Origin of the sequence: Hydrogenophaga sp. R2 (genome assembly GCF_049843595.1) — a bacterium.
Taxonomy (GTDB): Bacteria; Pseudomonadota; Gammaproteobacteria; order Burkholderiales; family Burkholderiaceae_C; genus Hydrogenophaga.
In genome coordinates this window covers 25,647-44,511 of sequence record NZ_JBBHZN010000001.1, presented here as the reverse complement: position 1 = coordinate 44,511, position 18,865 = coordinate 25,647, and the positions used below count along the sequence as shown (strand labels likewise).

Here is an 18,865-nt window from a genome sequence, read left to right as displayed (position 1 = left end):
AATTCAGATTTAACTCTTGACGCGATTGACGGTCTTTTGCCTAGGGACATCCCCAGCCGGTTTCACGCAGGAAGCCCCACCCCGCCGGGTATTCTTGCGACCCATGCGACTGCCATTCAGCCTGCTGCTTGCCCTGTCCTGCCTGGCGGCCCACGCCGGCGAGCAGGACGTGGTGCGCCGCGACGTGGAGGCCGGCCGGCTCAAGCCGCTGGCCGACATCCTGCAATCGGTGCAGGCCAGCCACCCCGGACGTCTGCTGGACGTTCAGCTGGTGCCGGGACCGGCCGGCCAGCGCTGGTATGTGCTGCGCCTGATGCAGAAGGACGGCTCGCGCACCGAGGTGCATGTGGACGCCGTCACCGGCCAGGAGGTGGCCACCCCCGCGCGGCGACCGGCCGGCGTGCTGTCCATGACCGAACTGCTGCGGCGCGCCGACGCCCTGCGCGGCGCCACCGTGCTGGAGATCGAGCTCGAATCGGCGCCGGACCAGCGCGCGGTGTACGAGGTGCGCGTGCTGCAGGCCAGCGGCCAGCGCCAGGTGCTGCGGCTGGATGCATACAGTGGCGCGACGCTGGACCTGCCGGTACCCGACCGCAGCGCGGTCGGGCGGCTCATGCCCCTGGCCAGCCTGCTGGAGCCGCTGGAGGCGCGCTATGCCGCCCGCGCGACCGAGCTGGAGTTGCGCCGCGAGCCGTCCGGCCGCCTGTACTACGACATGGCCCTGCTCACGGCGCAGGGTCGCCGCCTGACGCTGCTGGTGGATGCCACCACCGGCCAGATCATCAACGACACCGAGCCTCGCCGATGAAAGTATTGCTGGTGGAAGACGATGTGGCGCTGGCGCGCGGCATGAGCGAGGCCATGTCGCGCGAGGGCATGGTGGTGGAACACTGCCACGACGGCCCCTCGGCGCTGCAACGGGTGCACGACACGGGCGCGCCGGGCGCACCGGGTGCGGTGGACGTGGCCGTGCTCGACCTGGGCCTGCCGGGGCTGGACGGCCTGTCGGTGCTGCGCCAGTGGCGTTCGCGCGGCCGCAGCTTTTCGGTGCTGGTGCTCACCGCGCGGGGGCGCTGGAGCGACAAGCTCGAAGCCTTCCAGGCCGGTGCCGACGACTACCTCACCAAGCCCTTCCTGATGGAAGAAGTGGTCACCCGGCTGCGGGTGCTGCAGCGCCGCCAGGTGGGCCTGCCTCGCCCGGTGGTGCACCAGGGCCCGCTGAGCTACGACACCGTGGCCGCCACCTTCAGCCTGGACGGCCAGCCACTGGTCCTCACGGCGCAGGAGCAGCGCATCCTGGCCCATCTCATCACCCGCCCGGGCGCCCTGGTCACCCGCGACGAACTGGTGCGCCATGTGTATGCCCGCGACTTCGATCCGGACTCCAACAGCCTGGACGTGCTGATCGGCCGCATCCGCCGCAAGCTCGCCCCCCACGCCCTCATCCACACCGAGCGCGGGCGCGGCTACCGGCTGCAGCACGACCATGCCGGCCCCACGCCGGACTGAGCGGCTCAGCCTGGCCGGGCGCCTGACGGTGCTGGGCCTGCTGGCCGCGCTGCTGTGCTCGGGGGCCGCGGGCTGGTGGCTGCGCACCGAGCTGCACACCGTGGTGCTGCGCAGCCTGGAGGGCGAGCTGGCCGACCGGGCCGAACGCATCGAGGCCGAGCTGGTGGCCGACGGCCGCCTGAACGACCCCAGTTTCAGCAGCCAGCTGCTGGAGTTCAACGCCATCTTCTCGGGCTGGTACTGGACCATCGACCACCAGGGCGGGCAGCTGCGTTCGCGCTCGCTGTGGGACGCCACCCTGGCCGTGCCGCGCGACACCGCCGTGCCGGGGCGCTCCGGGCTGCTGCTGCAGGCCCACGGGCCGCGCCAGGAGCGCCTGCTGGTGCTGGAGCAGGACATCGATGCGCTGGGCATGCCGGCCACGCTGCGGGTGTTCGGGCCGATGGACCAGGTGCTGGTCGACCTGGACCGCATCGACCGGGTGCTGCTGCTGGCCCAGGTGCTGTTCCTGCTGGCCGTGGCGGTGGCCACCCGGGTGCAGGCGCGGCTGGGCCTGCGCCCCCTGCAGCGGCTGCAGCGCAGCCTGGGGGCGGTGCGCGAGGGGCGCCAGAAGGCGGTGTCGGACGAACCGGGCTTCGGCCCCGACCTGGACCCGCTGGCCCGCACGCTGGATGCGGTGCTGGAGCGCAACGCCCGGGTGGTGGAACGCGCCCGCCACCAGGCCGCCGACCTCAGCCACGCACTCAAGAAGCCACTGGCCGTGCTCTCGCTCGAAGCGCAGCGCAGCGCACCCGACCCGGCCGCGCTGCAGGCCCAGACCCGCGCCATGGAACGCGTGATCGACCGCCACCTGGCGCGCCTGGCCAGCGGGGCCGGCAGCGTGGAACGCACCGATGCCGGCGCTGCCGTGCGCCAGGTGCTCGCGCTGGTGCAGCGGCTGCACGCGCCACGGGGCCTGGCCTGGACCCTGCAGGCGGACGACGGGGTTTTCTGGAACGGATCGCCGGCCGACCTGGAGGAGATGCTGGGCAACCTGCTGGACAACGCCGGCAAGTGGGCCCGCAGCGCGGTCACCGTGGCGGTGACGCCGGCCGAGGGCGGCATCGTCGTGCGCATCGAGGACGACGGCCCCGGCCTGCCACCGCAGGCCCGCGACGCGGCGCTGCAGCGCGGCCAGCGTTTCGACCAGCAGGCCGAAGGCCATGGTCTGGGACTGGCCATCGTGAGCGACATTGCCGACACCTACGGCGGCAGTCTGAGCCTGGAAACCGCCCCGGCCGGCGGGCTTTGTGCGGTGCTGCAGCTGCCCTGAACTACACTTCGCCTCGCTCCGGGGTGCACGGACCGCAAGGTCCGGCGCTGAGACGGCATCTGCCGAACCCGTGAACTTGATCCGGTCAGTACCGGCGTAAGAAGAGCGCATGCCCTCCCGGGCATGTGGATGTGGTCCCGTCTGCGCGACGGGCCGCTCCACGGTCGGGCGGGTGGACCTCCGGAGCACCTTTGCCACCGCGTCGTCCACCCAGGAGCCCACCATGAACGCACCCGACCGCTTCCCCGTCGATGGCCCCGCCATCAGTCGCGAGCCCTTCCCGCAGTCCCGCAAGATCTTCGTGCCTGGCCAGCAGCCCGGCGTGCAGGTGCCCATGCGCGAGATCGCGCTCACCAACGGCGAACAGGTGGTGGTGTATGACACCTCCGGCCCCTACACCGACCCGTCGGTGAACATCGATGTGCGGCGGGGCCTGCCGCCGGTGCGGGCAGCCTGGGTCAACGCGCGCGGCGACACCGAAGCCTATGCCGGGCGCACGCCCCAGCAGCTCGACGACGGCGTGCGCGGCGAAGCACCCGACGCAGTGCAGCTGCAGCGCATGGCCGCCCTGCGCGAACAGGCCGCCGGTCTGCAACGCACCCCGCGCCGCGCCCGCAGCGGCGCCAACGTGACCCAGATGCACTACGCACGCCAGGGCATCGTCACGCCGGAGATGGAGTACATCGCCATCCGCGAGAACGGCCGGCGCGAATGGATGCAGCAGTACCTGGGCGATACCGCCCGCGAGGCTCGCTTGCGCGGCGACCCGCGCGGCGCGAGCATCCCCGATGTCATCACCCCCGAGTTCGTGCGCGACGAGGTGGCACGCGGCCGGGCCGTGATCCCGGCCAACATCAACCACACCGAGCTGGAGCCCATGGTCATCGGCCGCAACTTCAAGGTGAAGATCAACGCCAACATCGGCAACTCGGCGGTCACCTCCAGCATCGAGGAAGAGGTGGAAAAGCTGGTCTGGTCCATCCGCTGGGGTGGCGACACGGTCATGGACCTGTCCACCGGCCGCCACATCCACACCACGCGCGACTGGATCGTGCGCAACAGCCCGGTGCCCATCGGCACCGTACCCATCTACCAGGCACTCGAAAAGGTGGGTGGCGTCGCCGAAGACCTGAGCTGGCCGCTGTTCCGCGACACGCTGATCGAACAGGCCGAACAGGGGGTGGACTACTTCACCATCCATGCCGGGCTGCGGCTGGCCTTCATCCACCTCACCGCGAACCGGCGCACCGGCATCGTCAGCCGGGGCGGCTCCATCCTGGCCAAGTGGTGCATTGCCCACCACCGCGAGAACTTCCTGCACACGCACTTCGAAGAGATCTGCGAGATCATGAAGGCCTACGACGTGACCTTCTCGCTGGGTGACGGCCTGCGACCCGGCTCGCAGGCGGATGCCAACGACGAAGCCCAGTTCGCCGAACTGCGCACCCTGGGCGAGCTCACACAGATCGCCTGGAAGCACGATGTGCAGACCATGATCGAAGGCCCCGGCCATGTGCCCATGCACCTGATCCAGGCCAACATGGACGAGCAGCTCAAGCACTGCCACGAGGCACCCTTCTACACGCTGGGGCCGCTCACCATGGACATCGCCCCGGGCTACGACCACATCGCCAGCGCCATCGGCGCGGCCATGATCGGCTGGATGGGCACGGCCATGCTGTGCTACGTCACGCCCAAGGAACACCTGGGCCTGCCCGACCGCGACGATGTGAAGCAAGGCATCGTGGCGTACCGCATCGCAGCCCATGCCGCCGACCTGGCCAAGGGCCACCCTGGTGCCCGCGCCCGCGACGACGCCATGAGCCAGGCCCGATTCGAGTTCCGCTGGCGCGACCAGTTCGCCCTGGGCCTGGACCCGATGACGGCCGAGGCCTACCACGACGAAACGCTGCCCAAGGACGCCTCCAAGGAAGCGCACTTCTGCAGCATGTGCGGCCCCAAGTTCTGCTCCATGAAAATCACCCAGGACGTGCGCGACTACGCGGCTGCCAAGGGTCTGAGCGAACAGCAGGCGCTGAGCGACGGCATGGCGGCCAAGAGCGCCGAATTCCGGGCGGCTGGCGGCGAGTTTTACGTGCCGGTCGGTTCGATCACCCCGCGCAAGGACTGAACCATGGCCCGCATCGGCATTGCCGGCGCCGGCGTGCTGGGCCGGTTGCTGGCCTGGCAGCTGGCGCGCACCGGCCATGAGGTGTGTGTGGTCGATCCGGCGGCCGGGCCACAGGCACCGCCGCTATCGGCCTCGGGCGCAGGGGCCGTGTCGTCCGCGCAGCGGGCCGCCGGCTTCACCGCCGCCGGCATGCTCAGCCCGCTGGCCGAACTCGACCATGCCGATGACCGTATCGCGGCCCTGGGCTGGCGTTCCTTGCCCCTGTGGGCGGCGGTGGCCGAGGCCCTGCCGGCCAACCCACCGCTGCTGCGCTGCCACGGCAGCCTGCTGCTGGCCCACCGCAGCGACCTGGGCAGCGCGCAACGCGTGCTGGCCCGGCTGCAGGCCTCCGCCGGCAAGGATGCAGCGCAGGCCCTGAGCGCCGATGCCCTGCGGGCGCTGGAGCCGGCGCTGGCCAGCGGCCTGCAGGGCTGGCTGCTGCCGGGCGAAGGCCAGGTCATGCCGCGCGAGCTGCTGCAGGCGCTGGCCGAACACGCCGCGGGCGTGCAGTGGCACTGGGGCCGGCAGGCCACCGAGGTGCACCCGGGCGCCATCACCCTGGACGACGGCACCACCCTGCCCTGCGACCTGGCCATCGACGTGCGTGGCCTCGGCGCACGCAGCACCGGCCTCACGCTGCGCGGCGTGCGCGGCGAGATCCTGTGGCTGCACGCGCCCGGTGGGGTGCTGCACCGGCCTGTGCGGCTGCTGCACCCACGCCACCGCATCTACCTGGTGCCCCGACCCGGCGATGTGGTGGCGGTGGGCGCCAGCGAGATCGAGAGTGAGGACCGTTCCCCCATCAGCCTGCGCACCGCCGTAGAGCTGATGAGCGCGGCCCACAGCGTACTGCCCGAACTGGCCGAGGCCCGGTTGCTGCACCACGACACCCATCTGCGTCCGGCCACGCCCGACCACCTTCCGCATCTGCATCACCAGAGCGGCCTGCTGCAGATCAATGGTCTGTTCCGCCACGGCTGGCTGATCGCCCCGGCACTGGTACAGGACGCCCTGTGCATGGCCGGGTTGAGCACCGACGCGCTGCAGCCGGTCCATCCATCCGAAGGAGTCCCCGCATGAACCACCCTGCCCCTGCATTCAACACCGTCGAACTCGACGGCCATCCGCACACCGTGCCCGCCGGCACCACGCTGGCCGATCTGCTGGCCCTGCATGGCACGCCGCCCGATGCGGTGGCCACCGCCGTCAACCAGCGCTTCGTGCCGCGCACCGCGCGGGCCGGCACGGTGCTGGCGGCCGGCGACCGCGTCACCACCTTTGAAGCCATCACCGGAGGCTGACCATGCACCTCGACGATACGCCGCCCCGCGCCGACACCCCCTGGACGGTGTACGGCACCGCACTGCACAGCCGCCTGCTGCTGGGCACCGCCGGCTACCCCTCGCCCGCCGTGCTGGAGGTGGCCCTGCGCGCGGCCGGCACGCAGGTGGTCACCGTGGGCCTGCGCCGGGTGCTGGCCGGCGGTGGCGACAACGGCTTCATCGGCCAGCTGCTGCCCGGCCTGCGCGAGCGCGGCGCGCACCTGCTGCCCAATACCGCCGGCTGCCGCAGCGCCCGCGAGGCCGTTGCACTGGCCCACATGGCGCGCGAGCTGTACGGCACGCACTGGATCAAGCTGGAAGTGGTGGGCGACGAACACACCCTGCAGCCCGACCCCTGGGGCACGCTGGATGCCGCCGCCGAACTGGTGCGCGAGGGCTTTGCGGTGTTCCCCTACTGCACCGACGACCTGGTGAGCTGCCAGCGCCTGCTGGACGCCGGCTGCGAGGTGCTCATGCCGTGGGGGGCGCCCATCGGCTCCGGCCAAGGCCTGCTCAACCCGTGGGCCCTGCGCACGCTTCGCGAGCGGCTGCCCGATGCCACGCTTATCGTCGATGCCGGCATCGGCACCCCCAGCCATGCGGCACAGGCACTGGAGATGGGCTTCGACGCGGTGCTGCTCAATTCGGCCGTGGCCCAGGCCCGCGATCCGGTGGGCATGGCCCGGGCCTTTGCCCACGCGGTAAAGGCCGGGCGCCTGGCCTTCCAGAGCGGCACCCTGACGCCCCAGGCCATGGCCGTGGCCAGCACGCCGGTGGTCGGACGCCCGATGCTGATCGGATGACGCCATGAACCACCCACAGAACCCCTCGCCCACCGTGATCTGGAGCGTGGCTGGCCACGACAGCGGCGGCGGTGCCGGCCTGTCGGCCGACCAGCGCGCGGCCGATGCTTTTGGTGTGCATCTGTGCCCGGTACTGGCCGCCATCACCGCCCAGAGCACAACGGCAGTCACCCGCGTGGCAGCGGTCCCTGCCGATCTGTTCGAAGCCCAGCTCGACACGCTGCAGGCAGACCTGCCACCACGCGCGATCAAGACCGGCCTGCTGGGCGACCCCGACCAGGTGCAGGCGCTGGCCCGGCGCATCGACCGGCTGCGCGAACAAGGCCCGCTGCCGGTGGTGGTGGATCCGGTGCTGCGGGCCACCACCGGCGCCACCCTGGCCGACGACGCGCTCCGGCAAGCCCTGGTGCGCTGGCTGCTGCCCAGGGCCAGCCTGGCCACCCCCAACCGGCGCGAAGCGCTGGCCTTGCTCGGATTACCGCAGACCGATGCCACACCGGCCCCCGCACTCGCGGCTTCACTGCGGGCGCTGGGCGGCGAAGCCGTGCTGATCACCGGCGGCGACGACGGGGGTGATCTGTCGTGCGACTGGCTGGACACGCCACACGCCCGGGGCTGGCTGGCCCTGCCCCGGCTGGACACGCCGCACAACCATGGCACCGGCTGCACACTGGCCAGTGGCGCAGCAGCCGCCATGGCACTCGGCTGGGTGGGCACCGATGCCGCCGTGCTGGGCAAAATGTTGGCCACTCAAGCACTGCGCCACGCCCGGGCCGTAGGCCGCGGCGCCGGCCCGGTGATCGCCACCCGCGGTTTCGGCAGCGATCCCTCGCTGCTGCCGGTGCTCTCCATCGGCGACACCCTGCCACCGTGGGCCACCACGCCGGCCGGGACCACAGAGCGCCCGCAGGGCGTGTACGCCATCGTCGATACCGCTGAACGGGCGGAAGCCTGCATCGCCGGCGGCGCCGCCATGGTGCAGCTGCGCATCAAGACCGACGACGGCACCGCGGCACCCGAGCATCTGCGCGCCGAGCTGACCCGGGCCATCGCGGCCGGGCAGCGCAGCGGCGTGCCGGTGGTCATCAACGACCACTGGCGGCTGGCGCTGGAACTGGGTGCCGCGGCCCTGCACCTGGGCCAGGAGGATCTGCTCGCGCTGGACGCCGCCGACCACCACACCCTGGCACGGGCGCGCGCGGCCGGCGTGTCGCTGGGGCTGAGCTCGCACAGCCTGTGGGAGCTGTGCCGCGCGCGCTCCATGCAGCCGGACCTGATCGCCTGCGGTCCGGTATGGCCGACCACCACCAAGGCCATGCCGTGGCAGCCCCAGGGGCTGGACAACCTGGCCTGGTGGGCGCACATGGCGGGCACTGCTGTGGTGGGGATCGGCGGGGTGCTCACCCACGATCAGCTGGCGCAGGTGGCGCGCAGCGGTGCAGCAATGGGCTGCGTGGTGCGCGGGCTGGGCGACGACCCGGCACGCAGCCTGACCGAATGGTCGGCTGCCTGGGCACAGGGACGACTCGCAGCCCCGCTGCCGCTGCCTGCGCTGCCGCACCCGACGCTGGGGCAGAATCCGCCGGCCTGATACTGCCCCACCATGACCGACCACGACCTGCCCCCGCTCCAGCCCACGCCGCCCGGTCTGTACCGCCACTACAAGGGCGGCTGGTACGAGGTGATCGACACCGTGCGCTGCAGCGAGACCCTGCAGGGCATGACGCTGTACCGGGCGCTGTATGGCGGCTTCGGCCTGTGGGTGCGCCCGGCCGCCATGTTCGGCGAGACCGCCGAGTTCGAAGGCCGGGTGCAGCCCCGCTTCGTGCGCCACGACCTGGCCCGCCTGCAGACCACCGACCTGCCCGGTGCCCGCGCCCTGGTGGCCCACCTGCGGGGTCGGGCACAGCGCCAGGGCATCGACATCGATACCGAACTGCGGCCCCCGCCGCCCGAGCCCACCACCTGCTGCGGGCGCGGCTGCAACGGCTGCGTGTGGGAGGGCTTCCATGCCGCCCTGGGCCATTGGCGCGACGAAGTGCTGCCCAGGCTGGCGCCGGGCTGACGACAGGAATTCATCATGGCTGGACGGGGGGGTGGGCGGGAACCGCCGTCGACCGGGCGGTGACCCATGGACGGCGAGCCCGCCGATCCACCAGGGAGAGACCGAACCATGTCCTGCCAGCCCCTTTCACTGCCCCAGCCCGAACAGCTGCTGACCGAGCTGCTGGCCGTCGCGCCGCGGGTGCGCCTCAGCCCCACCCCCCAGGCCCACGAGTGGCAGCTGCAGCACGGCCCGTGCGCCATCCGGCTGCGTTGGCTGAACAACCCGATCCGCATCGAAATGGCCCTGCAGGCCGGTGAACTGCCGGCCGATGCACCGGTGGCGGTCTACCAGGCCCTGCTGGCCTACAACGGCCGGGCCGGGCTCGGCCGCAACCTGCGGGTGGGCACCGAAGGCGCCGGCCAGACGCTGTACGTGTTGTCGGACCAACCGGCCGGTCAGTGCTCGGCGGCCGAGCTGCAGGCCGCGCTGCTCGACCTGGTCGACGCGGCCCAGAGCGTGCAGATCTGGCTGCATGTGCAGCTCGACCGGGAGCTCGCCACCGCCGACGAGGCCTTGGCCATCCACTGAAACCGCTTCAGAACAGCCGCCCCTGCGCTGCGCTGCTGGCGGCGCTGAAGCGCTGTGTGTCCAGGGCCACCCGCTCGGTGGAGTGACCCAGGCGCCGGCACGCCCGCACAAAGCGCTGGCGCAGCAGGTCGGACCACAGGCCCTGGCCTTTCATGCGGTGGGCAAAGTCGGCGTCGTAATCGCGTCCGCCGTGCAGGTCCTGCACCCGGGCCATGACGCGCTCTGCCCGATCGGGCAGGTGCACCGACAGCCATTGCCGGAACAGCGGCGACAGCTCCCAGGGCAGGCGCAGCACCTGGTAGAAGGCCCGGCTGGCGCCGGCCTCGCGGGCCGCCTCGAGCACCTGTTCCATGTCGTCGTTCACGAACGGTATCTGCGGCGACACGCTCACGCCCACCGGTATGCCGGCCTCGGCCAGGGTGCGTATGGTGCGCAGGCGCCGGTGCGGTGCCGCGGCCCGGGGCTCCAGCGCACGGGCCAGCGAGGCGTCCAGCGTGGTGATGGTCACGTACACCGCCGCCAGCCCCTGCCCGGCCATGGAGGCCAGCAGGTCGATGTCGCGCTCCACGCCGCTGCCCTTGGTGACGATGGCCACCGGGTGCCGGGCCTGCGACAGGACCTCCAGCACGCTGCGGGTCAGGCGCAGTTCGCGCTCGATCGGCTGGTAGGCGTCGGTCACTGTGCCCAGGGCCAGCAGATCGGCCTGGTGGCGCGGGCGCGCCAGTTCGCGGCGCAGCACCTCGGCCAGGCCGCGCTTGGCGATCAGCCGGGTCTCGAAATCCAGCCCCGGCGAGAGGTTGAGGTAGCTGTGGGTCGGCCGGGCGTAACAGTAGATGCAGCCGTGCTCGCAGCCCCGGTACGGGTTGAGGCCGTAGCGGAAACCGATGTCGGGCGAGTCGTTGCGGGTGATGGCGCTGCGCGCGTCTTCCCAGGTGACGCTGGTGGCCGGCGGCGGGAGCGCCGGGCGGTCGGTCTCGGGCCAGCCGTCGTCGAAGGCTTCGCGGGCGTGGGCGGCAAACCGGTGCGGCTGCCAGCTGGCCGCGCCGCGCCCCTTGTGGATGTGGATGCCGTGAACCGTGCCCATGGCGCCTCCGGATACTGTGTATTCGTACAGTATACGGAAGCGCGTGCTCAGACGATCAGGATGGCCCGGAAATCGTTGACGTTGGTGTGGGTGGGGCCGGTCACCACCAGATCGTCCAGGGCCTGGAAGAAGCCGTGGGCATCGTTGCGGGCCAGGTGGTCGGTCACCTTCAGGCCCCGGGCCGCGGCGCGCTCCAGCGTGGTGGGATCGACCCGCGCACCGGCGTTCTCCTCCATGCCGTCGATGCCGTCGGTGTCGGCCGCCAGCGCCCAGATGCGCGGATGCCCGGCCAGCGACTGCACCAGGCCCAGGCAGAACTCGCCGGCCCGGCCGCCCTTGCCGCGGGTCTGGCCCGGCGGCAGCGGCCGCACGGTGACGGTGGTCTCGCCGCCGGTGAGCAGCACGCAGGGCGCCTGGAACGCGCTGCGGCCCATGGCCACCGAGCGGGCCAGGGCCGCATGCACCTTGCCGACCTCGCGCGATTCGCCTTCCACCTCGTCGCTCAGCACATGGGCCTGCAGGCCCATGGAGCGGGCGAGTTCGGCCGCGGCTTCCAGGCTCTGCTGCGGGGTGGCGATCATGCGCACCTCCTGGCCGGCAAAGCGCGGATCGTCCGGCTTGGGCGACTCCAGTGCACCGGCTTCCAGCTGCGCCCGCACCGCCGGCGGCAGCGCGATGCCGTAGCGATCCAGGATGGCCAGCGCGCCGGCGCAAGTGGTGGCGTCGGGCACGGTGGGGCCGCTGGCGATCACGCTGGGGTCGTCGCCCGGCACGTCGCTGATGGTCAGGGTGATCATGCGGGCCGGGGCACACAGCGTGGCCAGGCGACCGCCCTTGATGCGCGAGAGGTGCTTGCGCACCGTGTTCATCTCGCCGATGTGGGCGCCGCATTCCAGCAGCTCGCGGTTGATGCGCTGCTTGTCCTGCAGGGTCAGGCCTTCGCACGGCAGGGTCAGCAGGGCCGAGCCACCACCGGAGATCAGGCACAGCACCAGGTCGTCTTCGGTCAGGCCCTGCACGGCGGCCAGGATGCGCGCAGCCGCCGCCATGCCGGCCTCGTCCGGCACCGGGTGCGAGGCCTCCAACACCTCGATGCGCTGCGGCAGTCCGGCCGGACGCGGCGGTGTGTGGTGGTAGCGGGTGACGACCAGGCCGGAGAGCGGCGCATCCGCCGGCCACAAGGCCTCCACCGCCTGGGCCATGGCGCCACCGGCCTTGCCGGCACCAATCACCACGGTGCGCCCGCGCGGCGGTGGCGGCAGGTGCGCACCCAGGGTGTGCAGGGGCAGGGCCCGCTGCACGGCGGCATCGAACAGGCGGCGCAGCAGGTCGGCGGGGGCGATATCGCGGAAGGGGGTGGGGGCGGAAGTCATATGACGATTGTGCCGTCCCCGAACCGTCGGTCAGGCGGCCGACTCGGGGCCGGCCGGCAGGCGCAGCGGCCGCTCCTCGAACTCGGTGTTGAGCACCACGGTGCTGGTGGTGCGGGCCACGCCGGGGATGGCCTTGATCTGGTAGAGCACATCTTCCAGCGCGCGCGCATGGGTGGTGCGGATCTTGGCCAGGAAGTCGTACTCGCCGGCCACGCTGTGCAGCTCCAGCACCTCGGGCATGTCGCGCAGGCGGGGGGCCACGTCGCGGCAGTGCACGCCGCCGTCGTTGCGGATGGCCACGAAGGCGGTGAAGCGCAGGCCGACCTGGTCCGGGTCGACCCGCAGCGAAAAACGCTCGATGACGCCGCGCTCCACCATCTTCTTGACCCGCTCGTGCACGGCGGCGGTGGACAACCCCACCTCGGAAGCCACATCGCCGTAAGAACGTCGGCTGTCCTGGCTGAGCGCCGTCAGAATTCCGGCGTCGATCTCGTCGAGCTGAAAATTTGCTTGCATATGGATGTGATTCCGTTGAAAATTCGGCCCATCGACCCTGAACCGAACAATTTTCAGTCATTCGACCGTCATGCCGTCCATTTTCAATGCAAACCCCGAATCCGGCCAGTCCTGGCGGCTCATGGCCGCCCTGCTGACGGTCTACATCGTCTGGGGCACCACCTACTTCGCGCTGGACCTGGGCATGCAGACGCTGCCGCCGCTGCTCATGAACGGCACCCGCTTCCTGGTGGCCGGGCTGGTGATGCTGGCCATCGCCCGCTGGCAGGGCCTGCCCTGGCCGACCCGGCAGGAGTGGCAGGCCAGCGCCCTGATCGGCGGGCTGATGGTGTTTGCCGCCATGGGGCTGGTGATGCTGGCGCAGCGGCTGGGCATCGGCTCGGGCCTGATGGCCACGGTGGTCACCACCATGCCCATGTGGCTGGCGCTGTGGACCCGCTGGGGCGGCGAGAAGGTGCCGCTGACCAGCTGGGTGGGCCTTGTGCTGGGAGCCGGCGGCGCCCTGCTGCTGGCCCTGGAAGGCGACTTCTCCACCACCCTGCTCGGCACCCTGTGTGCCTTCGGTGCCCCGCTGGCCTGGAGCATCGGCTCGTATGCCTCGCGCCGCCTGAAGCTGCCGGCACCGGCCATGGCCTCGGGCGCGCAGTGGCTGCTGGGCGGCTTGATGGGCACGGTGGCGGCGCTGGTGCTGGAGCCGGCCACGCGCCAGTTCAGCCTGTCGCAGGTCAGCACCACCTCGGCCCTGGCCTGGCTGTACCTGCTGGTGGCCGGCACCCTGGTCACGCTCAACGCCTACCTGTGGCTGCTCAAGAACACCAGCGCGGCGCTGGCCGGCAGCTACTCCTTCGTGAACCCGGTGGTGGCCCTGGCGGTGGGCGTGGGCCTGGGTGGCGAGAGCCTGACCGGCTGGGTCTTTGTCGCCCTGCCCTTGATCGGACTCGCCCTGGCACTCATCCTGTACGGCCGCGACCTGGTGGCCTGGCTGCAGCGCCTGCGGCCCGGGCGGACCGTGTCGCCGTGATCAGGCCGACAGCACCGTCAACAGCCAGCGGTTGAGGTCGGCCACCTCCTCGGGGCACACGCTGTGCTCCATGGGGTAGGTGTGCCACTGCACCGCATAGCCCAGCGCCGAGAGCGCATCGCGCGTGGCCTCGCCGCGTGCGGGCACCACCACATCGTCCTCGGTGCCGTGGGCCAGGAACACCGGCACGTCGCGGTTGGCGGCGCTCGCCTCGGCGGCCAGGCGGTCCGCCAGCGGCAGGTAACCCGACAGGCCGGCCAGCCCGGCCAGCCGCTGCGGCGAACGCAGGCCGGTCATGAGCGTCATGGCGCAGCCTTGCGAAAAGCCCATCAGCACGATGCGGCGCGAGGGCACACCGCGCCCGATCTCGCGGTCGATGAGCTGCTGCACCCAGCCGGCGGCCTCGCGCAGGCCGGGCTCGTCCTCTCGGCGCGGCTGTGCGGCATCGGCCGGCGGCGGGAAGATGTCGTACCAGGCCGGCATGGGGTAGCCGTTGTTCAGGCTCACCGGTCGCACGGGCGCACTGGGGAAGACATAACGCACGGCGCCCACGGCCGACAGGTCCAGCTCGCGGGCGATGGGCACGAAGTCGTTGCCGTCGGCGCCCAGCCCGTGCAGCACGATGATGCTGGCGGCCACCGGCGCGCCTTCGGGGCCGGTCTGGCCTTCGAGGATGTTGAGCGGGATGGGATTCATCCCGTCGAGGTTACTGCACGAAGCCGGGCAGCCAGAGCGACAGGCCGGGGAAGGCGCACAGGATGACCAGCCGCACCACGTCCACCGCAATGAAGGGCATGGTGCCCCGGTAGATGGAGCCCAGCGGCACGTCGCGCGCGATCGAGTTGATGACGAACACGTTCATGCCCACCGGCGGGCAGATCATGCCGAAGGTCACCGCCATCACCACGATCACGCCGAACCACACCGGGTCGAAACCGAGCTGCATCATGGCCGGGAAGACGATGGGCACGGTCAGCAGGATCATGGCCAGCTCGTCCATCACCGCACCCAGCACCAGGTAGCCCACCATGACCAGCGCCAGCACGCCGTAGGCGCCCACCGGCAGGTGCACCAGCCAGTCCACCGCGTGCTGGGTGAACTGCGTGATGGTGAGGAAGTAGCCGAACAGGTAGGCCCCCATCACGATCATCATGATGGCCGACGACACCCGCAGCGCGTCCACCAGCGAGGCCCGGATGCGCTGCCAGCCCAGCCGCCCGCGCAGCATGCCGATGAGCAGCGTGCCCACTGCGCCCACGCCGGCTGCTTCCTGCACCGTGAAGATGCCGCCGTAGATGCCGCCCAGCACGAACACGAACAGCAGCACCACCGCCCACAATGGCTGTAGGGACCGCCAGCGCTCACCCCAGCCGTGCACCGCGCCGCGCGGCAGGGCCTCGGGCCGCAGGCGGGCCACCACGGCCACCACCCCACAGTAGAAGGCCACCGCCATCAGCCCGGGCACGATGCCGGCGGCGAAAAGCTTGGTGATGTCGGTCTCGGTCATGATGCCGTAGAGCACCATGATCACCGAGGGCGGGATCATGATGCCCAGGGTGCCGCCGGCGGCGATCAGCCCGGCCGAAAAGCCCGGGCTGTAGCCGGCCCGGCGCATCTCGGGCAGGGCCACCTGGGTCATGGTCGCAGCCGTGGCCACCGACGAACCGTTGATGGCCGAGAAGCCGCCACAGGCCGCGATCGACGCCAGCGCCAGCCCGCCCCGGCGGTGGCCCAGCCAGGCCCGCCCGGCCGCGAACAGCTCGTTGCTCATGCCCGACTGCGAGGCAAACGCCCCCATCAGGATGAACATGGGGATGACGCTGAGGTTGTAGTCGGTCAGCACCGACAGCGGCACATTGGCCAGCAGGTTCAGGGCCGGCTTGATGCCCGAGAGCAGCGCAAAGCCGCCCACGCCCGCAATGCCCATGGCCACGCCGATGGGCACCCGCAGGGCCATCATGGCGAACATGCCGACGAAGCCCAGCAGGGCCACCAGATCACGCTCCATGCTGACCTCCGCCCAGACCATCGTCCAGCGGCTCGGGGCTCGCCGCGCGGCCCTGCCACACCTGCACCAGGCGCACCGCGCCCAGCAGCACCGCCACCGTGGCGCCCACCGCCGCCACGCTGTAGAACCACTGCAGCGGCAGCCGCAGGTCCATGGTGCCCTGGCTGCCGGTGCCGGCCACCTTGACCCACACCATCCAGGCCAGCGGGGCCAGGAAGGCCACGGTGATCAACGTGGCCACCAGGTCCACCCGGCGCCGCCCGCGCGGCCCCAGGTGTTCCCACACGATGTCCACGGCGATGTGGCTGCCGTACCAGGTGGCCAGCGCGATGCCCCAGAAGATGGCGATGCCCTGCAGCATCTGCGAGCCGTCGAACCAGTCCGGGATCTGCATGCTCAGCGTGTAGCGCAGCAGCACGTTGCCGGCGGTCAGCACCGCAATGAGCAGCAGGAAGACGGCGGCCACCGTCTCGGTGGCGGAGAGCAGCCGCTTCATCAGTTCAGGGCCTTGCGGTCGGAGAGCTCCTTGCGCAGGTCGTCCAGCGCGGCCTTGCCGGGCACGCCGGCCGCATCGGCGGCACGGACCCAGTTGGTGTAGATGGGCTCGACCGCCTTCTTCCAGACATCGAGCTGCGCGGCCGAGACCGGCACGATGGTGTGGCCGGGCATGGCGGCCAGCTTGGCCTGGCCGGCGTCTTCCTCGTCGCCCCAGGCCGCACCCACCTTGCCGGCCCAGTCGTTGTTGCAGTGGTCGTCGATCACCTTCTTCTGGCCGGCGGCCAGCTTGTCGTACCAGCCCTTGTTGAGCACCCACACGAAGTTGGAGGTGTACAGGCGCATGTCGCTGTGGTGGGTGACGGCCTTGTCGATGCCGAAGGAGATGATGGAGTTCCAGGGGAAGGTGATGGCGTCGGCCAGGCCCTTCTGCAGCGCGTCGCGCGCCTCGGGCGCCGAGACCTGCACGTTGGTCGCACCCAGCAGGCTCATGGTCTGGGCCACGGTGCCGTTGGCCGAACGGATCTTCATGCCCTTGAGCTGGCCCGGCTCGGTGATGGGCTTCTTGGCGTGGAAGGTGCCCACGTGCACATGCACCATGCACAGGCGCACGTCCTTCATCTCGTTGGCGGCGTGCTTGCGGTACCACTGGTCCAGACCGGCCGAGCCGGGACCCGGCCGGGCAATCAGGAAGGGCAGTTCACCGGCGGCCACCAGCGGGAAGCGGCCAGCCTGGTAACCGGGGTTGACCCAGGTCATGTCGGCAATGCCGTCACGCGCCATGTCGTAGTGGTCGGCGGCCTTGCCCAGCTGCTGCGCCGGGAACAGCGCCACCTTGATGGTGCCCTTGGACGCCGCTTCCACCGATTTGGCCCACGGCTCGAAGCCCAGCCGGGACAGCGGGTGCGTGGCCGGCAGCCAGTGGGCGAACTTCAGTTCGACCGGCTTGTCCTGGGCCTGGGCGCCCAGGGCGGCCAGGCCGAGTGCGGCGGCGGCCACCAGGCGCAGCGGGCGCAGGCGGGGGGTGTGGCGGTGGGTCATGGTGTGTCTCCTCGTTGGTGGTGGTGGTCCTGTGGCGCGGTGGCCATCAGGGCGGGCTGGCAGCGGAGCGCTCGGACGGCGCCTTGGCCGCCCAGAATACCGGACGGGCTGCGGGTGATGGCTGGAAGGCCGCGTTCAGGCGGCCCTCAGGATCGGCCAGCGTGGCCCGCAGCGCCTGCTGCAGGGCCAGGGCGGCGGCCTCGGGATCGGTCTGTCCGGACAGGGCGGTCCCCACATGGGTGGCCCACAGCCGGGCGTAGTTCTGGCGGCCACGCGCCTGCGTCTCGCCGTAACCCTTGAGCACCTGCGGCATGCCCGCCAGCTGCAGGGCCAGGGCCGGCGAGCGCGGCAGCCAGTGGTGCAGCGCGGCCAGCCAGGCGGCCATGGCCTCGTGCTCCTGATGAAAGCGCAGCGAGCGCGGCCGCCAGGTGCGCAGCGCGGCCAGCCCGCGCAGCATCAGGAAGCCCCACAGGCTGGTGGAGCGGATGTGCAGGCCCAGGTGGCGACCCATCCAGCCGCGGCGCTGCGCGGTCTGCAGCAGGCGATGGCCCAGCGGCGCCGGCAGCACGGCAGCCAGCTCGTCGATGCCGGGCTTGAAATGCTCGGTGATGCGCACCAGCTCGCCCTCGCGGGCGGCGGCTTCCTGCCGCACCCGGTCGAAGCGGCTGCGGCGCGACTTGAGCTCGGCCACCCGGATCACGTCCTCGAAGCACATCCACAGCGCGAGCTGGCGCACCGCCTCGTCCAGCGAGGCCGAGGCCGCCGGGCCGGCCGGCGCGGCCGATGCGGCCAGGGCCAGCGCGGCCTCGCGGAACCGCTCGGCATACGCCGCATCCTGGTAATCGGCACAGCGGGCAGCGCCCAGCTCGATCAGCTGTTCGAGGGCCGGCGTCATGGCCACGGGGGCCGCTGCGGGAACGGCGGGGCCTTCACCGGCGGCGTCGAAGGCCGCCGCAAACCCGGCCAGGCTGGCCTCCACGCCCTTGCCCGAGCGGCGGATGACCGACTCGCAGACCTCGCGCGACCACGGCAGCACGCCGGCACCGGCCAGCGCACCGAACATCACCGCCGACACCACGGTGCCGCTGCGCACGGTCAGGGCCTCCATGTCGAACAGCACGGCGCGGCGGGCCAGCGCGGTGGCGGCCGCCATCAGGCGCTGCGGGTCCTGGCGGCCGTCGGCCATGTGCATCTTCTCCACCGTGGTGTAGACCCGGTGGGTGGACGAGAGCAGCGTCGTGCGGCCAGTGACGAAGCCCCGCTCGACCATGCGCGCGGCCTCCAGCAGCTCGCTGGCCACCACCACGTCCACGCAGCCGGGCACCGGCGTGAGGCTGAACACCGGCGCGCGGCCGTCGGCAGCGGGCTGGCGCATCAGCTCGATGTAGTAGCTGGTGGCGCCGGTGCGCTGGGCCACACCGGGCACCGAGGTGGCCTGCACCGGCAGGCCCTGATCGAGGGCGCAGCGCACCAGCCAGTCGGCCAGCACCCCGCCACCCTCGCCGCCCAGGGCAGCGATCAGGATGCCCAGGGGCAGGTCGGGGCGTGGGGCATGAAGGGAATCGGAGGGGCTCAT

Annotated in this window: 19 protein-coding genes, 1 pseudogene and 1 riboswitch; of the genes and pseudogenes, 12 read left to right on the top strand and 8 right to left on the bottom strand. The window is 71.4% G+C overall.

The annotated features are described in order from the left end of the window. Nucleotides 1-103 precede the first annotated feature (103 nt). The 11 genes and pseudogenes from WD026_RS00200 to WD026_RS00150 all read left to right on the top strand — a co-directional run bounded on the left by WD026_RS00200 (nucleotide 104) and on the right by WD026_RS00150 (nucleotide 9,751). A complete protein-coding gene (locus tag WD026_RS00200; RefSeq protein ID WP_425721552.1) occupies nucleotides 104-808 on the top strand; it encodes a PepSY domain-containing protein in 705 nt (234 codons plus the stop codon). Beyond that, on the top strand, nucleotides 805-1,509 hold the full coding sequence (locus WD026_RS00195; RefSeq protein WP_425721550.1) for a response regulator transcription factor: 705 nt from the start codon (nucleotides 805-807) through the stop codon (nucleotides 1,507-1,509). Before WD026_RS00200 ends, WD026_RS00195 begins: the two co-directional genes overlap by 4 nt. Beyond that, nucleotides 1,487-2,821, top strand: coding sequence for a sensor histidine kinase (locus WD026_RS00190; protein WP_425721548.1), 1,335 nt, complete (start codon nucleotides 1,487-1,489; stop codon nucleotides 2,819-2,821). Before WD026_RS00195 ends, WD026_RS00190 begins: the two co-directional genes overlap by 23 nt. Before the next feature lie 9 nt (nucleotides 2,822-2,830). Further along, a riboswitch (TPP riboswitch) is annotated at nucleotides 2,831-2,941 on the top strand. 103 nt (nucleotides 2,942-3,044) lie between these two features. Continuing rightward, the gene (gene thiC / locus WD026_RS00185) at nucleotides 3,045-4,952 is read left to right on the top strand and encodes a phosphomethylpyrimidine synthase ThiC (RefSeq protein WP_425721546.1); all 1,908 of its coding nucleotides are present in this window, start codon (nucleotides 3,045-3,047) and stop codon (nucleotides 4,950-4,952) included. Nucleotides 4,953-4,955: 3 nt separating this feature from the next. After that, nucleotides 4,956-6,071 (top strand): FAD-dependent oxidoreductase, encoded by a 1,116-nt coding sequence (locus WD026_RS00180; RefSeq protein WP_425721544.1) that lies wholly within the window; start codon nucleotides 4,956-4,958, stop codon nucleotides 6,069-6,071. Continuing rightward, the gene (gene thiS, locus WD026_RS00175; protein WP_425721542.1) at nucleotides 6,068-6,292 is read left to right on the top strand and encodes a sulfur carrier protein ThiS; all 225 of its coding nucleotides are present in this window, start codon (nucleotides 6,068-6,070) and stop codon (nucleotides 6,290-6,292) included. Before WD026_RS00180 ends, thiS begins: the two co-directional genes overlap by 4 nt. 2 nt (nucleotides 6,293-6,294) lie before the next feature. Next, the gene (locus WD026_RS00170; protein WP_425721540.1) at nucleotides 6,295-7,116 is read left to right on the top strand and encodes a thiazole synthase; all 822 of its coding nucleotides are present in this window, start codon (nucleotides 6,295-6,297) and stop codon (nucleotides 7,114-7,116) included. A 4-nt stretch (nucleotides 7,117-7,120) separates the two neighbouring features. Beyond that, complete coding sequence (gene thiD, locus WD026_RS00165) at nucleotides 7,121-8,707, top strand: bifunctional hydroxymethylpyrimidine kinase/phosphomethylpyrimidine kinase (protein ID WP_425721538.1); 1,587 nt, start codon at nucleotides 7,121-7,123, stop codon at nucleotides 8,705-8,707. 12 nt (nucleotides 8,708-8,719) lie between these two features. Further along, nucleotides 8,720-8,947 (top strand): annotated as a pseudogene (locus tag WD026_RS00160) (DUF1653 domain-containing protein); the annotation flags it as partial. Next, nucleotides 8,927-9,181 carry an oxidoreductase-like domain-containing protein gene (locus tag WD026_RS00155; protein ID WP_425723169.1) on the top strand — a complete coding sequence of 85 codons (255 nt, stop codon included), beginning with the start codon at nucleotides 8,927-8,929 and terminating at the stop codon, nucleotides 9,179-9,181. The pseudogene WD026_RS00160 and the gene WD026_RS00155, both read left to right, overlap by 21 nt. A 108-nt stretch (nucleotides 9,182-9,289) precedes the next feature. Then, nucleotides 9,290-9,751: a type III secretion system chaperone gene (locus WD026_RS00150; protein ID WP_425721536.1), complete on the top strand. Its 462-nt coding sequence runs from the start codon at nucleotides 9,290-9,292 to the stop codon at nucleotides 9,749-9,751. A gap of 7 nt (nucleotides 9,752-9,758) precedes the next feature. On the opposite strand, the gene WD026_RS00145 is transcribed toward WD026_RS00150, so the two are convergent. Genes WD026_RS00145 through WD026_RS00135 form a run of 3 tightly spaced genes read right to left on the bottom strand, consistent with a single transcriptional unit; the run spans nucleotide 9,759 to nucleotide 12,724 of the window. After that, nucleotides 9,759-10,835, bottom strand: a complete 1,077-nt coding sequence (locus WD026_RS00145) for a PA0069 family radical SAM protein (protein WP_425721534.1) — start codon at nucleotides 10,833-10,835, stop codon at nucleotides 9,759-9,761. A gap of 47 nt (nucleotides 10,836-10,882) precedes the next feature. Beyond that, nucleotides 10,883-12,208, bottom strand: a complete 1,326-nt coding sequence (locus tag WD026_RS00140) for a glycerate kinase type-2 family protein (RefSeq protein ID WP_425721532.1) — start codon at nucleotides 12,206-12,208, stop codon at nucleotides 10,883-10,885. 30 nt (nucleotides 12,209-12,238) lie between these two features. Beyond that, on the bottom strand, nucleotides 12,239-12,724 hold the full coding sequence (locus tag WD026_RS00135; RefSeq protein ID WP_425721530.1) for an Lrp/AsnC family transcriptional regulator: 486 nt from the start codon (nucleotides 12,722-12,724) through the stop codon (nucleotides 12,239-12,241). 70 nt (nucleotides 12,725-12,794) lie between these two features. On the opposite strand from WD026_RS00135, the gene WD026_RS00130 reads away from it, so the two are divergent. After that, nucleotides 12,795-13,745, top strand: coding sequence for an EamA family transporter (locus WD026_RS00130; RefSeq protein ID WP_425721528.1), 951 nt, complete (start codon nucleotides 12,795-12,797; stop codon nucleotides 13,743-13,745). Here WD026_RS00130 and WD026_RS00125 read toward each other — a convergent pair whose 3' ends face one another. The 5 genes from WD026_RS00125 to WD026_RS00105 are packed head-to-tail and all read right to left on the bottom strand — an operon-like array spanning nucleotide 13,746 to nucleotide 18,865. Beyond that, a complete protein-coding gene (locus WD026_RS00125; protein ID WP_425721526.1) occupies nucleotides 13,746-14,441 on the bottom strand; it encodes an alpha/beta hydrolase in 696 nt (231 codons plus the stop codon). It lies immediately after the preceding gene. A gap of 10 nt (nucleotides 14,442-14,451) precedes the next feature. Next, entirely contained in the window at nucleotides 14,452-15,753 is a 1,302-nt protein-coding gene (locus tag WD026_RS00120; protein ID WP_425721524.1) for a TRAP transporter large permease, read from the bottom strand. Then, nucleotides 15,743-16,249, bottom strand: a complete 507-nt coding sequence (locus WD026_RS00115; RefSeq protein WP_425721522.1) for a TRAP transporter small permease — start codon at nucleotides 16,247-16,249, stop codon at nucleotides 15,743-15,745. Before WD026_RS00115 ends, WD026_RS00120 begins: the two co-directional genes overlap by 11 nt. Continuing rightward, the gene (locus tag WD026_RS00110; protein ID WP_425721520.1) at nucleotides 16,249-17,289 is read right to left on the bottom strand and encodes a TRAP transporter substrate-binding protein; all 1,041 of its coding nucleotides are present in this window, start codon (nucleotides 17,287-17,289) and stop codon (nucleotides 16,249-16,251) included. The genes WD026_RS00115 and WD026_RS00110 overlap by 1 nt, the downstream gene beginning before the upstream one ends. A 46-nt stretch (nucleotides 17,290-17,335) precedes the next feature. After that, on the bottom strand, nucleotides 17,336-18,865 hold the full coding sequence (locus WD026_RS00105; protein WP_425721518.1) for a DUF6537 domain-containing protein: 1,530 nt from the start codon (nucleotides 18,863-18,865) through the stop codon (nucleotides 17,336-17,338).

Excerpts from the sequence above, each read along its gene's own strand:
- thiC (WP_425721546.1), top strand. The coding sequence starts at position 3,045 with ATGAACGCACCCGACCGCTTCCCCGTCGATGGCCCCGCCATCAGTCGC.
- WD026_RS00125 (WP_425721526.1), bottom strand. The coding sequence starts at position 14,441 with ATGAATCCCATCCCGCTCAACATCCTCGAAGGCCAGACCGGCCCCGAA.
- WD026_RS00115 (WP_425721522.1), bottom strand. The coding sequence starts at position 16,249 with ATGAAGCGGCTGCTCTCCGCCACCGAGACGGTGGCCGCCGTCTTCCTG.
- thiD (WP_425721538.1), top strand. The coding sequence starts at position 7,121 with ATGAACCACCCACAGAACCCCTCGCCCACCGTGATCTGGAGCGTGGCT.
- WD026_RS00170 (WP_425721540.1), top strand. The coding sequence starts at position 6,295 with ATGCACCTCGACGATACGCCGCCCCGCGCCGACACCCCCTGGACGGTG.
- WD026_RS00130 (WP_425721528.1), top strand. The coding sequence starts at position 12,795 with ATGCCGTCCATTTTCAATGCAAACCCCGAATCCGGCCAGTCCTGGCGG.
- WD026_RS00135 (WP_425721530.1), bottom strand. The coding sequence starts at position 12,724 with ATGCAAGCAAATTTTCAGCTCGACGAGATCGACGCCGGAATTCTGACG.
- WD026_RS00190 (WP_425721548.1), top strand. The coding sequence starts at position 1,487 with ATGCCGGCCCCACGCCGGACTGAGCGGCTCAGCCTGGCCGGGCGCCTG.
- WD026_RS00145 (WP_425721534.1), bottom strand. The coding sequence starts at position 10,835 with ATGGGCACGGTTCACGGCATCCACATCCACAAGGGGCGCGGCGCGGCC.
- WD026_RS00140 (WP_425721532.1), bottom strand. The coding sequence starts at position 12,208 with ATGACTTCCGCCCCCACCCCCTTCCGCGATATCGCCCCCGCCGACCTG.
- WD026_RS00120 (WP_425721524.1), bottom strand. The coding sequence starts at position 15,753 with ATGGAGCGTGATCTGGTGGCCCTGCTGGGCTTCGTCGGCATGTTCGCC.
- WD026_RS00195 (WP_425721550.1), top strand. The coding sequence starts at position 805 with ATGAAAGTATTGCTGGTGGAAGACGATGTGGCGCTGGCGCGCGGCATG.
- WD026_RS00200 (WP_425721552.1), top strand. The coding sequence starts at position 104 with ATGCGACTGCCATTCAGCCTGCTGCTTGCCCTGTCCTGCCTGGCGGCC.
- WD026_RS00105 (WP_425721518.1), bottom strand. The coding sequence starts at position 18,865 with ATGAGCCCCTCCGATTCCCTTCATGCCCCACGCCCCGACCTGCCCCTG.
- thiS (WP_425721542.1), top strand. The coding sequence starts at position 6,068 with ATGAACCACCCTGCCCCTGCATTCAACACCGTCGAACTCGACGGCCAT.
- WD026_RS00150 (WP_425721536.1), top strand. The coding sequence starts at position 9,290 with ATGTCCTGCCAGCCCCTTTCACTGCCCCAGCCCGAACAGCTGCTGACC.
- WD026_RS00180 (WP_425721544.1), top strand. The coding sequence starts at position 4,956 with ATGGCCCGCATCGGCATTGCCGGCGCCGGCGTGCTGGGCCGGTTGCTG.
- WD026_RS00110 (WP_425721520.1), bottom strand. The coding sequence starts at position 17,289 with ATGACCCACCGCCACACCCCCCGCCTGCGCCCGCTGCGCCTGGTGGCC.